Origin of the sequence: Kitasatospora sp. Root107 (assembly GCF_001424875.1) — a bacterium.
Classification (GTDB): Bacteria; Actinomycetota; Actinomycetes; order Streptomycetales; family Streptomycetaceae; genus Kitasatospora.
In genome coordinates, this window is sequence record NZ_LMCT01000020.1 from 23,692 (window position 1) to 37,357 (window position 13,666).

16 protein-coding genes and 1 pseudogene are annotated in these 13,666 nt (G+C 72.6%); 7 read left to right on the forward strand and 10 right to left on the reverse strand.

Annotated features, from left to right (window positions below; genetic code table 11):
• Nucleotide 1 precedes the first annotated feature (1 nt).
• The 4 genes from ASC99_RS18990 to ASC99_RS19005 are packed head-to-tail and all read right to left on the reverse strand — an operon-like array spanning nucleotide 2 to nucleotide 4,945.
• On the reverse strand, nucleotides 2-1,372 hold the full coding sequence (locus ASC99_RS18990; RefSeq protein WP_082598442.1) for an aldehyde dehydrogenase family protein: 1,371 nt from the start codon (nucleotides 1,370-1,372) through the stop codon (nucleotides 2-4).
• Nucleotides 1,369-2,073, reverse strand: a complete 705-nt coding sequence (locus tag ASC99_RS18995) for a gamma-glutamyl-gamma-aminobutyrate hydrolase family protein (RefSeq protein WP_057233579.1) — start codon at nucleotides 2,071-2,073, stop codon at nucleotides 1,369-1,371. Before ASC99_RS18995 ends, ASC99_RS18990 begins: the two co-directional genes overlap by 4 nt.
• The gene (locus ASC99_RS19000) at nucleotides 2,070-3,428 is read right to left on the reverse strand and encodes a glutamine synthetase family protein (protein WP_057233581.1); all 1,359 of its coding nucleotides are present in this window, start codon (nucleotides 3,426-3,428) and stop codon (nucleotides 2,070-2,072) included. Before ASC99_RS19000 ends, ASC99_RS18995 begins: the two co-directional genes overlap by 4 nt.
• Nucleotides 3,425-4,945 carry an amino acid permease gene (locus tag ASC99_RS19005; protein WP_057233583.1) on the reverse strand — a complete coding sequence of 507 codons (1,521 nt, stop codon included), beginning with the start codon at nucleotides 4,943-4,945 and terminating at the stop codon, nucleotides 3,425-3,427. The genes ASC99_RS19000 and ASC99_RS19005 overlap by 4 nt, the downstream gene beginning before the upstream one ends.
• A 150-nt stretch (nucleotides 4,946-5,095) precedes the next feature.
• On the opposite strand from ASC99_RS19005, the gene ASC99_RS19010 reads away from it, so the two are divergent.
• The gene (locus ASC99_RS19010) at nucleotides 5,096-5,839 is read left to right on the forward strand and encodes a FadR/GntR family transcriptional regulator (RefSeq protein WP_369825118.1); all 744 of its coding nucleotides are present in this window, start codon (nucleotides 5,096-5,098) and stop codon (nucleotides 5,837-5,839) included.
• A gap of 11 nt (nucleotides 5,840-5,850) precedes the next feature.
• On the opposite strand, the gene ASC99_RS19015 is transcribed toward ASC99_RS19010, so the two are convergent.
• On the reverse strand, nucleotides 5,851-6,105 hold the full coding sequence (locus tag ASC99_RS19015) for a DUF2277 domain-containing protein (RefSeq protein ID WP_057233585.1): 255 nt from the start codon (nucleotides 6,103-6,105) through the stop codon (nucleotides 5,851-5,853).
• Nucleotides 6,106-6,195: 90 nt separating this feature from the next.
• Between ASC99_RS19015 and ASC99_RS19020 the strand changes: the two genes are divergently transcribed.
• Nucleotides 6,196-6,516, forward strand: coding sequence for a hypothetical protein (locus tag ASC99_RS19020; protein WP_200948359.1), 321 nt, complete (start codon nucleotides 6,196-6,198; stop codon nucleotides 6,514-6,516).
• Between the two features lie 146 nt (nucleotides 6,517-6,662).
• Nucleotides 6,663-8,270 (forward strand): D-alanyl-D-alanine carboxypeptidase/D-alanyl-D-alanine-endopeptidase, encoded by a 1,608-nt coding sequence (dacB, locus tag ASC99_RS19025; RefSeq protein ID WP_162257896.1) that lies wholly within the window; start codon nucleotides 6,663-6,665, stop codon nucleotides 8,268-8,270.
• A gap of 391 nt (nucleotides 8,271-8,661) precedes the next feature.
• Here the strand turns inward: dacB and ASC99_RS19030 are convergent, their stop codons facing one another.
• The 4 genes from ASC99_RS19030 to ASC99_RS19040 form a co-directional block, all read right to left on the reverse strand.
• Nucleotides 8,662-8,853: a hypothetical protein gene (locus ASC99_RS19030; RefSeq protein ID WP_057233589.1), complete on the reverse strand. Its 192-nt coding sequence runs from the start codon at nucleotides 8,851-8,853 to the stop codon at nucleotides 8,662-8,664.
• Between the two features lie 460 nt (nucleotides 8,854-9,313).
• A complete protein-coding gene (locus tag ASC99_RS19035; RefSeq protein WP_369825120.1) occupies nucleotides 9,314-9,718 on the reverse strand; it encodes a DUF309 domain-containing protein in 405 nt (134 codons plus the stop codon).
• Nucleotides 9,719-9,872: 154 nt separating this feature from the next.
• Nucleotides 9,873-10,043, reverse strand: a complete 171-nt coding sequence (locus ASC99_RS38650) for a hypothetical protein (protein ID WP_157531615.1) — start codon at nucleotides 10,041-10,043, stop codon at nucleotides 9,873-9,875.
• A gap of 42 nt (nucleotides 10,044-10,085) precedes the next feature.
• Nucleotides 10,086-10,598, reverse strand: a complete 513-nt coding sequence (locus ASC99_RS19040) for an HD domain-containing protein (protein WP_157531616.1) — start codon at nucleotides 10,596-10,598, stop codon at nucleotides 10,086-10,088.
• Nucleotides 10,599-10,745: 147 nt separating this feature from the next.
• On the opposite strand from ASC99_RS19040, the gene ASC99_RS19045 reads away from it, so the two are divergent.
• The gene (locus ASC99_RS19045) at nucleotides 10,746-11,375 is read left to right on the forward strand and encodes a hypothetical protein (RefSeq protein ID WP_057233593.1); all 630 of its coding nucleotides are present in this window, start codon (nucleotides 10,746-10,748) and stop codon (nucleotides 11,373-11,375) included.
• Nucleotides 11,376-11,448: 73 nt separating this feature from the next.
• Complete coding sequence (locus ASC99_RS19050; RefSeq protein WP_157531617.1) at nucleotides 11,449-11,952, forward strand: hypothetical protein; 504 nt, start codon at nucleotides 11,449-11,451, stop codon at nucleotides 11,950-11,952.
• Here the strand turns inward: ASC99_RS19050 and ASC99_RS37420 are convergent.
• Nucleotides 11,939-12,707, reverse strand: a pseudogene (locus ASC99_RS37420) (DNA-formamidopyrimidine glycosylase family protein). The gene ASC99_RS19050 and the pseudogene ASC99_RS37420 sit on opposite strands and share 14 nt — an antisense overlap.
• A 96-nt stretch (nucleotides 12,708-12,803) precedes the next feature.
• Between ASC99_RS37420 and ASC99_RS19065 the strand changes: the two are divergent.
• Both ASC99_RS19065 and ASC99_RS19070 read left to right on the forward strand, forming a co-directional pair.
• Entirely contained in the window at nucleotides 12,804-13,250 is a 447-nt protein-coding gene (locus tag ASC99_RS19065) for a cupin domain-containing protein (RefSeq protein ID WP_057233601.1), read from the forward strand.
• Between the two features lie 19 nt (nucleotides 13,251-13,269).
• Nucleotides 13,270-13,666: aminoglycoside phosphotransferase family protein (locus tag ASC99_RS19070; RefSeq protein WP_235583067.1), on the forward strand; the 397-nt coding region annotated here is incomplete at its 3' end.

Here is a 13,666-nt window from a genome sequence, read left to right on the forward strand (position 1 = left end):
ACTACTCCTCTGTTGCGATGAAGACGTTCTTGGTCTCGGTGAAGGCGTTCAGAGCGTCGGGGCCCAGCTCCCGGCCGAGGCCGGACTGCTTGAAGCCGCCGAACGGGGTCGAATAGCGCACCGAGGAGTGCGAGTTGACCGAGAGGTTGCCCGCCTCGACGCCGCGTGCGACCCGCAGTGCGCGGCCGATGTCCCTGGTCCAGATCGAGCCCGACAGGCCGTACTCGGTGGCGTTGGCGATCCGCAGCGCGTCCGCCTCGTCCCGGAACGGGACCACGCTGACCACCGGGCCGAAGACCTCCTCGGTGAACGCCCGGTCGTCCGTCCGACCCGGCGCCAGCACGGTCGGCGGGAACCAGAAGCCGGGGCCTTCCGGGCAACTGCCGACGAAATAAGGCTCGTTGACGTACGAGGCGACCCGTTCCCGGTGCGCGGCCGAGATCAGCGGGCCCATCTCGGTCTTCTCGTCCGTCGGGTCACCGACCCGGACCGCCCGTACGGCGGCCTCGAAGGCGGCCATGAACTCGTCCAGCACACTCGCCTGGACCAGGATCCGGGAGCGGGCGCAGCAGTCCTGCCCGGCGTTGTCGAAGACCGCGCCCGGCGCCGAGGCCGCCGCCTTGGCCAGGTCCGCGTCGGCGAAGACGATGTTGGCGCTCTTGCCGCCGAGTTCGAGGGTGACCTGCTTGACCTCCGCGGCGCACCCGGCGGCCACCGCCTTGCCGACGGCGGTCGAACCGGTGAAAACCACCTTGCGGACGGCGGGGTGGGTGACGAACCGCTGCCCGACCACGGGGCCGCGCCCGGGCAGTACCTGGAAGACGTCCTCGGGGATGCCTGCCTGCCGGGCGAGTTCGGCCAGTCGCAGAGCGGTCATCGGGGTGAGCTCGGCGGGCTTGAGGACCACCGTGTTGCCCGCTGCCAGCGCGGGGGCGAAGCCCCAGGCCGCGATCGGCATCGGGAAGTTCCACGGCACGATGATGCCGACCACGCCCAGCGGCTCCTGGAAGGTCAGGTCCACTCCCCCGGCCACCGGGATCTGCCGGCCGAACAGCCGCTCCGGGGCGGCTGCGTAGTACTCGATCACGTCCCGCGCGTTGCCCGCCTCCCAGCGGGCGTTGCCCACCGTGTGGCCCGCGTTGGCGATCTCGAGCTGCGCCAGGTGCTCCCGGTCGGCGTCCACGGCGGCGGCGAAGGCCCGCAGCAGCCGGGCCCGGTCGGCCGGGGCGACCCGGCGCCAGCTGTCGAAGGCGGCCGCGGCCCGCGCGATGGCGGCGTCGGTCTCGGCGAGCGAGGTCATCGGGACGGTGGCGATCACCTCCTCGGTGGCGGGATTGACCACCTCGAAGAGGTCGGGCTCCGCACGGCTCACTGGGTGCTCTCCTTGATCAGGGCCTGGAACAGGCGCGGGTCGCTCGGGTCGGTCTCGGGATGCCACTGGACGCCCAACACGAAGCGCTCGCCCGGCAGTTCGACTGCTTCGACGGTGCCGTCGGTGCTGCGGGCGGTGACCGCCAGGCCCTCGCCCGGGCGGCCGACGGCCTGATGGTGGTAGCAGCGCACCTTGGCGTGGCCGCCGAGGATCGCGGCCAGCCTGCTGCCGGGTGCGGTCTCTACCTGCTGCCACTGGAAGGTGCCCGGGGCCACCTGGTGGTCGGGTGGGTCGAGGTGCTGGACCAGATCGCCGCCGAGCGCGACGTTCAGCAGCTGCATGCCCCGGCAGACGCCCAGCAACGGCAGTCCGCTGTCGATCGCCGCCCGGGTGAGGGCGAACTCCCAGCCGTCCCTGGCCGGTTGGGGCTCCCCGGTGCGCGGGTGCGGCTCGGCCCCGTACGAGGCCGGGTCGAGGTCGGGGCCGCCGGCCAGCACCAGCCCGTCCAGCCGGGCCAGCACCCGGGCGGCGCCCGCCGGGTCCTGCGGTGGCAGCAGGACGGGCAGGCCGCCGGCCTGTTCGACGGCCTCGACATAGCTCTGCGGGATCAGCGCGGCGGGCTGCCGCCAGACGCCCCAGGCCGCCTCGTCCCGGTAGCTGCTGACGCCGATCAGCGGACGCCCCGTCGGATGACCCGTCACAGCCGCTCGAATCCGCGGCGCCGCTCCCAGTCGGTCACCGCCGCGTCGTAGGCGGTGAGTTCGACCCGCCCGGCATGGGTGTAGTGCCGGACCACGTCCTTGCCGAAGGCCAGCGCAGCGACCTCGCTGGCCTCGAAGGCGGCCACCGCGTCGCGCAGCGTGCTGGGCACCCGGGGCGCGTTCGAGGCGTACGCGTTGCCGGTGAACTCCGGCTCCAGGGGGAGCTGTTGTTCGACCCCGTGCAGTCCGGCGGCGATCAGTGCGGCCAGCGCCAGGTACGGGTTGACGTCCCCGCCGGGCACCCGGTTCTCGAACCGGAGCGAGGGGCCGTGGCCGACCACCCGCAGCGCGCAGGTCCGGTTGTCCCGGCCCCAGGCGACCGCGGTGGGTGCGAAGCTGCCCGGCACGTACCGCTTGTAGGAGTTGACGGTCGGCGCCAGCAGCAGCGAGAACTCGGCCAGGCAGGCCAGCTGCCCGGCCAGGAAGTGCTCCATCGTGCGGGAGAAACCGCCAGGACCGTCACCGGCGAAGACCGGCCTGCCCTGCTCGTCGCGCAGACTCAGGTGTACGTGGCAGGAGTTGCCCTCGCGCTCGTTGTACTTCGCCATGAAGGTCAGGCTGTAGCCCTCCTGGTCGGCGATCTCCTTGGCGCCGGTCTTGTAGACCGCGTGGTCGTCGCAGGTGGCCAGCGCGGGGCCGTACTTGAAGGCGATCTCGTGCTGGCCGAGGTTGCACTCGCCCTTGGCCGACTCGACGGTCAGCCCGGCGCCGGTCATCTCGTTGCGCAGCCGGCGCAGCAGCGGCTCGATCCTGGAGGTGCCCAGGACGGAGTAGTCGACGTTGTACTGGTTGACCGGGGTGAGCCCGAAGTAGTCCTTCTGCCACGCCTGTTCGTAGCTGTCCTTGAAGACGATGAACTCCAGCTCGGTGCCCGCGTAGGCCTGCCAGCCGTACCCGGCCAGCCGCTCCAGCTGCCGGCGCAGCACCTGCCGCGGCGAGACCGCGACGGGCGTGCCGTCGTGCTGGAGCACGTCGCACTGGACCATCGCGGTGGCCGGGTGCCAGGGCACCATCCGCAGGGTGGCGAAGTCGGGCTTGAGCACGAAGTCGCCGTAGCCGGTCTCCCAGGAGGAGACCTCGTAGCCGTCCACGGTGTTCATGTCGATGTCCACGGCGAGCAGGTAGCCGCAGCCTTCGGCCGCGTTCTCGACCACCTCGTCCAGGAAGTGCCCGGCGGCGATCCGCTTGCCCTGGAGCCGGCCCTGCATGTCGGTGAGGGCGAGCACCACGGTGTCCACGGCGCCGCTGCCGATCAGCTCGCGCAGCCGGTCGAGGGTGAGGCGGGGGCTGCTCATCGGTTCTCCAATACGGTGATCGGCTCGTCCTCGGCGGTGACCTTCGGGCCGGTGAACCAGTGCCGGGCCGAGATCAGCCACCAGACCCCGGCGAAGCCGAGCACGGCCGCGACCGCGACGGGGGTGTAGTTGAAGCTGACGGCGGTCACCGGGCTGACGGTGGGCAGCATGAACAGCACGGTGATCAGCGCCGTCCAGCCGACCGCCACGCTACCGACCAGCTTGCTCCAGCGGCCCAGATGCCACGGGCCGCGCTCGAAGGCGTCACCCTGACGGAGTCTCAGGAACACCGGGACGACGTACGCGATGTACAGCCCGATCACCGAGACCGAGGTGACGGCGGCGTACGCGGTGGCGTTCCACAGGTACTGCGCACCGAGCACGAACGCTCCGCCGGTGGCCAGCCAGACGGCGGCCGTCGGGGTCTGGGTGCGCGGGTTGATCCGGTGCCAGATCCGCGAGCCGGGCAGCGCCCCGTCCCGCGAGAAGGCGTAGATCATCCGGGAGTTGGCGGTGACCGAGGCCATCCCGCAGAAGAACTGGGCGCCGATCACGATCAGCAGCAGCAGCTTGGCGCCGCCCACCCCGATCGCGTCGATGAAGATCTGCGCGGGCGGCACACTGGTCGAACTGCCGAGCGCCCCGTCGTAGTCGCGGATCGCGAAGGTGATCCCGAGCAGCAGCACCCAGCCCGCGACGATCGAGACCAGTACCGAGTTGACGATGCCCTTCGGCCCGGAGCGGGCGGCGTCCCGGGTCTCCTCGGTCATGTGCGCCGAGGCGTCGTAGCCGGTCAGCGTGTACTGGGCGAGCAGCAGGCCGAGCATCGCGACGTAGAAGCTGTTCCGGAAGCCGGTGTTGTTCACGAACTCGGTGAACACGAAGGAGGCGGAGGCGTGTTCGGCCGGCAGCAGGACCAACGCGCCGACGATCACCGTGACGCCGATCAGGTGCCACCAGACGCTGACCGAGTTGAGCAGGGAGATCAGCTTGACGCCACGGGTGTTGAGCAGCCCGTGCAGCACCAGGATCACCGCGAAGATCAGCACCGTGTGGGCAGGAGTGGCGGCGTAGCCCCACTGGAGCTGGAGGAAGGCGTTGGTGAAGAAGGCAGCCCCGAAGTCGACTCCGGCGGTGACCGCGACCTGGCCCATGAAGTTGAAGTATCCGGTGAACCAGCTGGTCGCCGGGCCGTTGCGCTTGGCCAGCTTGGCGGCCCAGTAGTACAGCCCGCCCGCGGTCGGGTAGCTGGAGCAGATCTCGGCCATCGCGAGCGCGACGCACAGGGTCATCAGGCCGACCAGTGGCCAGCCCCAGATGATCATGGCCGGGCCGCCGGTGTTCAGGCCGAAGCCGTAGAGGGTGAGGCAGCCGGAGAGGATGGAGACGATCGAGAACGAGACCGCGAAGTTGGCGAAGCCCGACATCGAGCGGGCGAGCTCCTGGGTGTATCCGAGCTCGCGGAGGCGGTGTTCGTCGTCGCTGAGAGTGTCGCTGAGAGTGTGCTCGGAGGACATGCGCACCCCTTGGGGGTTCGGTTGGGGGAGGTCCGAAACGTGCGCCACGGCAGTGTGGAGATCAATGGACTGAAACCGGACCATTGATGTGGTGAGCATGTTTCACCCCACGTGGTGGGCGCGTCAAGAGGGTCTGGGTACGATTCCCGCGTGGACGACGACGGCGGGCTGATGGACTGGCAGGGCGGCGCGATCTTCCGCCCCGTCCGGACCGGCAACGCCTTCGAGGAGACCGTTGAACGCATCCTGGAGGCGCTCAAACTCGGCGTCTTCGGGTACGGCGACCGGCTGCCCGCCGAACGGGACCTGGCCGCCCGGCTGCACGTCAGCCGGGAGACCCTGCGCGACGCGATCCGCTCACTCCAGCTGGCGGGCTGCGTGGAGTCCAGGCGCGGCCGCTACGGCGGCACCTTCGTCACCTACCGGCTGCCGCCGCCCGACCCTGATCTCGGCCAACTCCGGCGCGCGGTCCAGGACATGGGGGCGGAGCTGGAGGACGCCCTGACCTTCAGGATGGTGCTGGAGACCGGGGCGTCCGAGCAGGCCGCCCGGCGCGCGCTCACCCCCGAGCAGCGCGCGTACCTGACCCAGCGCCTCGACGAACTGGAGCGCTCGGGACCGGACGAGTACCGGCAGCTCGACTCCCGCTTCCACCTGGCCATCGCCGAGCTGACCGGCTCCCACTCGCTGGCCGCAGGGGTGGCCGAGAGCCGGATGCGGCTGAACGACCTGCTGAACGCGATCCCGGTGCTCGGCCGCAACATCGACCACGCCTCCGAGCAGCACCAGGCCATGGTCCGGGCCATCCTGGACGGCGACGTCGAGGGCGCCCGGCGCGCCACCGAGGAGCATCTCGAGGCGACCGCGGCGCTGCTCCGCGGTTTCCTGGGCTGACCGCCCCCGTCTCAGTGCTCGTGCACGTGCCCGTCGTCGTTGCTGTGCACGTGCTGATGGGCTCCGCGCACCACCAGGTGCTCCAGCAGCTCCCGGGTCGCCTCGGTGACGGCGGCCACCGCCCGGTCGAACGCCTCCTGGTTGTGCGCCGCCGGCGCCCGGAAGCCGGAGACCTTCCGGACGTACTGGAGCGCAGCCGCGTGGATGTCGTCCTCGGTCACCTCGGGGGTCACCGGGGCGCGCAGGGTCTTGATGCTTCGGCACATGCCTCCAGTCTGCCTCTTCACCGTCCCCTGACAGGTGACAGGGGGTATTGGTCAGCGTCCCGGGGTACCGTGGCGGGTAACTCTTGACGCATGATCACTCACGGCCGCGAGGCCGGACAGCAGCGGGGAGGCACAGTGGAGACCTGGGCGACGTGGACCACGCAGGGCATCCGGGCCGGGCACGGCGGTGTCCTCACCGAGGAGCTCGGAGCCATCACCGGAGACCTCACCCTGCACACCACCTGGGTGGACGGCGAGGCCCGGATCACCATCCAGTACACCGGGGCGCAGGACTGGTTCACCGTGGTCGGCAGCCCCGTCACGGTGACCGACGAGACCGCCGCGCGCAATCTGCACCAGGCCATGGTCGAGGCCACCAAGTCCGGCGGCGGGGCGGGCGTCCCGATCTGAGGCCGACCGCTCCCGGCGGCTGTTGATGATCACTCAACTGCTAGTCTGTGTACGCCAAACGGGGGGCTCCGGGCCGAACCGCGCCGGTTATCCGGGCGCGGTGGGTTCGCTGTGCGCCTCGTCGTACCCGACTGCCAGGAGCACTCTTGCTGCCCGCGCACACCCACCGCCGCCGTGTCCTGCCCTTCGCCGCCGTCGCCATCGCCGCCTCGCTGCTGGCGGGCGTCGCCCAGGCCGACACCTCCACCCCGGCGGACCCGAAGCTGATCGCCGATCTGGACGCCATCCTGGCCGACCCCCGGCTGGCCACCGCCCAGGCAGGCGTGCAGGTCGTCGACACCAGCACCGGCCAGGTGGTCTACCAGCACCAGGCCGACGCGCTGCTCACCCCGGCCTCCACCCTGAAGACCGTCACCTCCGCCGCCGCGCTGGAGCTGCTCGGCGAGAGCCACGTCTTCACCACCGAGGTCCGCACCACCGGCAGCCGCTACAGCAACGTCCTCAACGGTGACCTGATCCTGCGCGGCGGCGGTGACCCGAGCCTGCAGCCGAAGGACCTGGACGACCTGGCCGCCCAGGTGGCCGCGGCCGGCATCACCACCGTCACCGGCCGGGTGCTCGCCGACGGCAGCCGCTACGACTCCGTCCCGCTCGGCCCCGGCTGGGCCTGGGACGACGAGGCGTACTCCTACAGCCCGCAGATCTCCGCGCTCACCGTCGCCCCGGACGCCGAGTACTCGATGGACACCGTCAAGGTGACCGTCACCCCGGCCGCCACCGTGGGGCAGCCCGCCACGGTCACCCTGTTCCCGGCCGAGGCGCCGGTGAAGTTCGCCGGGCAGATCACCACCGGCGCGGCGGGCAGCGGCAACAGCAGCGACGTCGAGCGCCGACGGGGCGTCAACGAGCTGGCGCTGACCGGCAGTCTGGCCGTCGGCTCCGCCCCGGTCGACTTCCTCACCACGGTGGAGAACCCGACCGGCTACACCGGCGACGTCTTCGCCGGCGCGCTGGCCAAGCACGGTGTCAAGGTCATGCGCCCGACGAAGGCCGCCACCGGGGCCGAGGCCTCGCAGGCCCTGGTCGGCCACGCCTCCCGGCCGCTCGGCGAGCTGCTGGTCCCGATGCTCAAGATCAGCAACAACGGCATCGCCGAGCACCTGCTCAAGGAGATCGGCAAGGTCAAGGGCGGCCAGGGCAGCTGGAGCGCCGGCGTCGCCCAGGTGAACGGCTTCCTCAAGGCCAACGGCCTGGAGCTGCCGACCAGCCGCCAGGTGGACGGCTCCGGCCTGTCCCGCTACGACCTGGTCAGCGCCTCCAAGATGACCGGCCTGCTCAAGCTCGCCCCGGGCAAGCCGTGGTTCAAGACCTGGTACGACGCCCTCCCGATCGCGGGCAACCCCGAGCGGATGGTCGGCGGCACCCTGGCCGCCCGGATGCGCGGCACCGCCGCCGAGAACAACGTGCACGCCAAGAGCGGCTCGATGGGCGGCGTCGACAACCTGGTCGGCTACGCCACCGCGCCCGACGGGCGTCGGCTCGCCTTCTCCGTCCTGGTCAACAACTTCCCGGGTGCCCGCCCGCGCAGCGTCCTCGACGCGATCGCCGTCCGCCTGGCCACCGGCCCGGCCGCCACGCCGTCCGCGCCCGCCGCGCCCGCGCTGAAGTCCTTCAACGCCCCGGCGCTGCACGACGCTCCCGCCGAGGTCCCGGCCACCCGCTGGGAGGAGTGCGAGACGCTCGGCCGCTGCTGAGTGCCCGCCTCCGGCGCCCCATCCGTCTTCGGGTGGGGCGCCGCTGTCGTTCCGGCAGGTGACCGGGCGCCCCGGCGCGCAGGACCCGGCGCGCGGTAGCACAGGGCAGGGCCATCCGGGTGAGCAGGACGGCATCGGCCCGGGAATCCCCGCAGCTCAGAACTACGCTGACGGCGGTTCAGCACCCGCGTCGGCCGGACTCGGCCGCCCGCAGTTCGGAGGCCAACGTGTCCGGAGCCAGGTCCATGCTGCAGACCGCCCGAGGCCATCTCGGCTACCGCGAAGGCGCGGGCAACCAGAACCGCTTCTCGGCCGCGATGGGCCGCCCCGCCGAGAGCTGGTGTGCCGACTTCGTCGCCGCCGTCGCGGTGGAGAGCGGCAACGCGGGCCGCTACCCGGACACCGCCTCCTGCTCGGTCGCCCGGGCCTGGTTCGAAGAGCGCGGCCGGCTCTCCGCGTACCCCGCGATCGGCGCCCAGGTGCTGTTCGGCACCCCCGAGGGCCCGTACGGCCCGGGCGGCGCGCACACCGGCCTGGTGCTCGCGTACACCGCCGACACCATCACGGTCGTCGCGGGCAACACCAACGACGACGGTTCCGCCAACGGCGACGGAGTCTACCGCCGCAGCTACCAGCGCCGCTCCCGCTACGTCGACTCCTACGGCTACCCCGACTTCCCCGAGGGCCTGGTCACCGCCGACCCCGCCTGGCGCGACCGCCCCGGCGTCCGGTACTTCGGCCACCAGGCGGACGAGTCCGACCTGCCCGCCCCGCTGATCCCCCGTCAGGTGGTGATCGACGGCCGCCCGTACGGCCCCGGCGCGGTCGGCGAGCACATCACCACCCTCGGCCGGCTGCTGGTCGCGGCCGGCTGCTCGCACTACGCCGAAGGCCCGGGCCCGGTCTGGGGCCCGGCCGACACCGAGAGCTTCCGCCAGTACAGCTCAGCCTCGGCGACACCGGCGCCGACGCCGACGGCATCCCGGGGCCGCGCCAGCTCCACCGCCTGGAGTCCGACTTCGGCGACCGGATCTGACGACCGCTCACCGCCGCACCCGCAGGGCCGGGATCTCCGGCGAGGGCACCGTGGTGGTGACCGCCGCCGCCTGGCCCGCCCAGTGCCGGATACCCGGGACGTCTATGCCGAACGGCGGCGCCGCCTCGAACGGCGCCAGGCCCTCCGCCGCCCGGGCCAGCAGGGCGGCCGCGCCGGTCGGGTTGCCCCGGGCGGCGTGGGTCAGGCCGACCGCGTACTGGGCGAGGGCGCGCCACAGCGCCCGCTCCGGTTCGGGGGCGGCTTTCCAGCGATCCTCCAGCACCTCGTGGGCGTGGAACGGCATTCCGGCGTCGAGCAGTTGCTGGGCCTCGGCGAGCGTCCGCTCGGCCGACCGCTGCACGCCCTCCGGCTGACGCGGGGCACCCTGCGCGCCGGGGACGCCGTAGGGCACTGGGCGAAGGGGCGGCAGGCGGCGGGCCGCAGTGCACGCAGGCCGCCGCGCCCTCGCGCAGCCGCCCGCATTCGGGGCAGACCTGTTCCAGCCGGCACACCGCGTCCCCGCCGCCGTTCTCCACATCAGCCATACGGCGATTGTCCCGCACCGGTCAGCGCCGGGTGTCCTCGCCCGCCTCGTCCTCGCGGTCGCCCTCGGCCTGCGACTCCTCCCAGGCATGGGCGACCTGGTAGGAGGTGATGCCCTCCTCCGGGTCGGCGGCGCGGACCTCCTCGCGGTCGGTCGCGGCCTTGTCGCTGAACTTCTCCTGCATCTCCGACATGACGGCTCTCCCAACTGGTCGGCTACCCCCAGCCTGCGCTCATCACTCCGCCGGGGCCAGCTCCGCCAGCAACGAGGGGTTGACCAGTTCCAGCACCGCGCGGACGTCCGCCACCGCCGCGGCGGGCCAGAGCACCGCCCGGGCCGAGCGGTAGCGTTCGGCCAGCCGCTCCCGGTCGGCCTCCGCCAGGGCGGCGGCCCGGGCCGGGTGGGAGTTGTGCGCGTTGTCGGAGATCTTCAGCAGGGTGGCCGCGTGGTCGGTCACCACCTGCTGGAGCATCTCCCGGTAGCCCACCCCGGGCAGCCTGGTCACCCGCCGCACCGTCGCCACCACGCTGAACGGCACCCCCGCCCGCAGCAGGTCGTCGGCGGTCACCGGGGTGTCCTCCAGTACGTCGTGCAGCAGCCCGGCCATCTGCAGCCCGACCCCGAACGGCGCGACGCCCGCCGCCACCGCCCGGACGTGCCCGATGTACGGCGCGCCGATCAGGTCGAACTGTCCGGCGTGCGCCTCGGCCGCCAGGGCATCGACGTCGGCAAGGCTCAGCGTGGGCACAGCGCGCTCCCCCAGGGGAAAGTGACGGTCCGTCAGCCGATCGGCCGCCGGTCTGGCGCGACGATAGCACCGGCCCGGACCTCCCCTCCGCAGCAGCCCGGGGCATACTTCGACCGACCCACCGAAGAGAAGCCGGAGACCGATCCCGTGCGGGTACACCCCATCTCCCCGGAGCGGCTGGCCGAGCTGCTCGCCGACCGGATCGCCGACCTCGCCACCGACGGCCGCCGGGCCCGGGTGGCGCTGGACGGCGCTCCCGCCGCCGGGCCCGCCGCGCTGGCGGACGCGCTGGTCGAACCGCTGCGCCTGCGCGGGCACCCCGTCCGGCGGGTCTCGGCGGCCGACTTCCTCCGCCCGGCCTCGGTCCGCCTGGAGTACGGCCACCAGGACCCCGACGCCTACCACGACAGCTGGCTGGACGACGGCGCGCTGCTGCGCGAGGTGCTCGACCCGCTGGAACCGGGCGGCACCGGACGGATCCTGCCCACCTTCCGGGACCCGGCCACCGACCGCGCCACCCGGGCCGGCTACGTCGAACTCCCGCCCGGCGGCGTCCTGCTGCTGGACGGCCCGCTGCTGCTCGGCCGCTGGCTGCCGTTCGACCTCACCGTGCACCTCGCCCTCGGCCCGGCCGCGCTGGCCCGTCGGACCGCACCCGAGGAGCAGTGGACGCTGCCCGCCTTCGCCCGCTACCAATCCGAGACCGACCCGGCCGCCCTCGCCGACCTCACCGTCCGCTGCGACGACCCCCGGCACCCGGCACTCATCGAGCCCTGACGGCCGGGGTCGGGGCTTGCCTGGTCCTGGCAGGGCCAGGCAGGCACCCGGCCCGATCGGCCACACTCCTCCCATGAGCATGGACGTCCTGGGCTGGAACAAGGCGGCGTCCGCCCTGCTCGGTGACTACGCCGCCCTGGCGCCGGCCGAGCGCAACATCGCCCGGATCACCTTCCTCGACGAGACGTCCCGGGAGCTGTACGCGGACTGGACCTCGTGCGCCCGGGGGAACGTGGCCTACCTCCATCTGGACGCGGGCCGGCACCCCGACGACCCTCGGCTGGCCAGCCTGATCGGCGAACTGTCCATGAAGAGCGCGGAGTTCCGTCGCTGGTGGGCCGAGCACCCGGTGCAGGACAAGACCTCGGGGACCAAGCGGTTCCACCATCCGGTGGTCGGCGAGCTGGAACTGGCCTACGAGACCCTGCGCGCGACGGACGACCCCGACCAGGCCCTGATCACGTACGCGGCCGAGCCGGGCAGCCCCTCGCACGACGCCCTGCGGATGCTGCTGGCGTGGGCCGCCGAGGCGCCCTCGCCCGGGCCGGCCGGACTTCCGGTCCTCATCGAGGAGTAGGGCCGCGCTGGCAGCGCGGGCACCAGTACGCGGGCCGGTCCCGGTCGTGCTGGGCGGTCCGCACGGTACTGCCGCAGCGCAGGCAGGGGTGGCGGGCACGGCCGTACACCCAGTTCTGCCGGCCGGGGCGGGGGTCCGGGGTGGTCGGGTGGCCCGGCCGGTCCTTGTCGGGCGGCCAGCCGGTCCAGCACCGGGAGGGCGTCGGCGACCGGGGACCAGGGGGTGAGCCCGGCCAGGAAGCACAGCTCGTTGGCGTAGACGTTGCCGATCCCGGCCAGGTTGCGCTGGTCCAGCAGCGCGGCGCCGAGCGGGCGCCCCGGATCGGCGGCCAGCCGGCGGACCGCCTCGGCGGCGTCCCAGTCCGGGCCCAGCAGGTCGGGACCGAGATGGCCGACCACCGAGTCCTCGTCCGCACTCCGGAGCAGCTGGACCACCGGCAGCCGGTACCCGACGGCCGTCCGCCCCTCGACCCCGAGCACCACCCGGATCTGGTGCCCCGCCCCTCCGGTCCACCGCTCCCCCGGGCCGTACAGCTCCCAGCGGCCGTCCATCCGCAGGTGGGTGTGCAGAGTCAGCCCGCCGTCGAACCTGGTCAGTAGGTGCTTGCCGCGCGGGACGGTGCCGAGCACCCGGCGGCCCGTCAGGTCGGCGGTGGCGTGCGCGGGCACCCGCAGCTCGGCCGTGATCAGCAAGCGGCCGGTGAGCGCGCGGTCCAGCTGCCCGGCAACGCGGAATACGGAGTCTCCTTCTGGCACCCATCCATCATCAGGCAGCGGACGCTGACGGGTGTTCAGCGGCTGATATGTTTCCCCGCGAAGATCATCTGACTATCTGTATCCACGGGGTGGGACATGAACATCAAGCGCACCGGCACGGCCGTCCTCGGCGCCCTTCTCCTCGGCTTCCTGCCGACCGTCGCGGGCGCCACCCCTGGCAGCGGCGTCACCGCCACTGTGCTCGCCAAGGGCACCACGGAGGACAGCATCACGCTCAAGGCCAAGGGCCGCACCGACGTCGTCTTCCGCGAGATCACCATCGCCCCCGGCGGCACCACCGGCTGGCACTACCACCCGGGCCAGGTGCTCGCCGTGGTCAAGTCCGGCACCCTGACCCGCAAGCTGGACGACTGCTCGACCGAGGTGACCGCCACCGGCGGCGTCGTGGTGGAGCCGGCCGGCCACAAGCACGTCCACATCGGCTACAACTACGGCACCGAGCCGGTGGTCCTGCTCGTCACCTACCTGGTCCCGGAGGGCAGCCCGCTCTCGGTCGACATGCCGGCCCCCAGCTGCTCCTGATCCTGGGACACTCGGGGGCGTGACGATATCTCAGCTCCCGAAGCTCCCGGCGTCCTACCTGGCCGGCGTCCGTCCGCTGCTCGGCCCGGCGGCCGACCACTGGCTGGCGGCGCTGCCCGGGCACCTGGAGCAGGTGCTCGGGCGCTGGCGGCTCACCCCCACCGGGCAGCAGTACCGGCACGGGGTCGGCGCCGTCGTACTGCCCGTACTGACCGCCGACGGCGAACGGGCCGCGCTCAAGATCGGCCTGCTGGACGAGGACTCCCGGCCGGAGGCCGAGGCGCTCCGGGCCTGGGGCGGCCGGGGCGCCGTCCGGCTGCTCCGGTCCGACCTGGCGCTCGGCACCGACCCGCAGTACGGCGTCGGGGCACTCCTGCTGGAGTGGCTGACATCCGAGCGTTCGCTCTTCGAGGTCC

Excerpts from the sequence above, each read along its gene's own strand:
- ASC99_RS19000 (WP_057233581.1), bottom strand. The coding sequence starts at position 3,428 with ATGAGCAGCCCCCGCCTCACCCTCGACCGGCTGCGCGAGCTGATCGGC.
- ASC99_RS19005 (WP_057233583.1), bottom strand. The coding sequence starts at position 4,945 with ATGTCCTCCGAGCACACTCTCAGCGACACTCTCAGCGACGACGAACAC.
- ASC99_RS19015 (WP_057233585.1), bottom strand. The coding sequence starts at position 6,105 with ATGTGCCGAAGCATCAAGACCCTGCGCGCCCCGGTGACCCCCGAGGTG.
- ASC99_RS19020 (WP_200948359.1), top strand. The coding sequence starts at position 6,196 with ATGATCACTCACGGCCGCGAGGCCGGACAGCAGCGGGGAGGCACAGTG.
- ASC99_RS38650 (WP_157531615.1), bottom strand. The coding sequence starts at position 10,043 with ATGTCGGAGATGCAGGAGAAGTTCAGCGACAAGGCCGCGACCGACCGC.
- ASC99_RS19050 (WP_157531617.1), top strand. The coding sequence starts at position 11,449 with ATGAGCATGGACGTCCTGGGCTGGAACAAGGCGGCGTCCGCCCTGCTC.
- ASC99_RS19065 (WP_057233601.1), top strand. The coding sequence starts at position 12,804 with ATGAACATCAAGCGCACCGGCACGGCCGTCCTCGGCGCCCTTCTCCTC.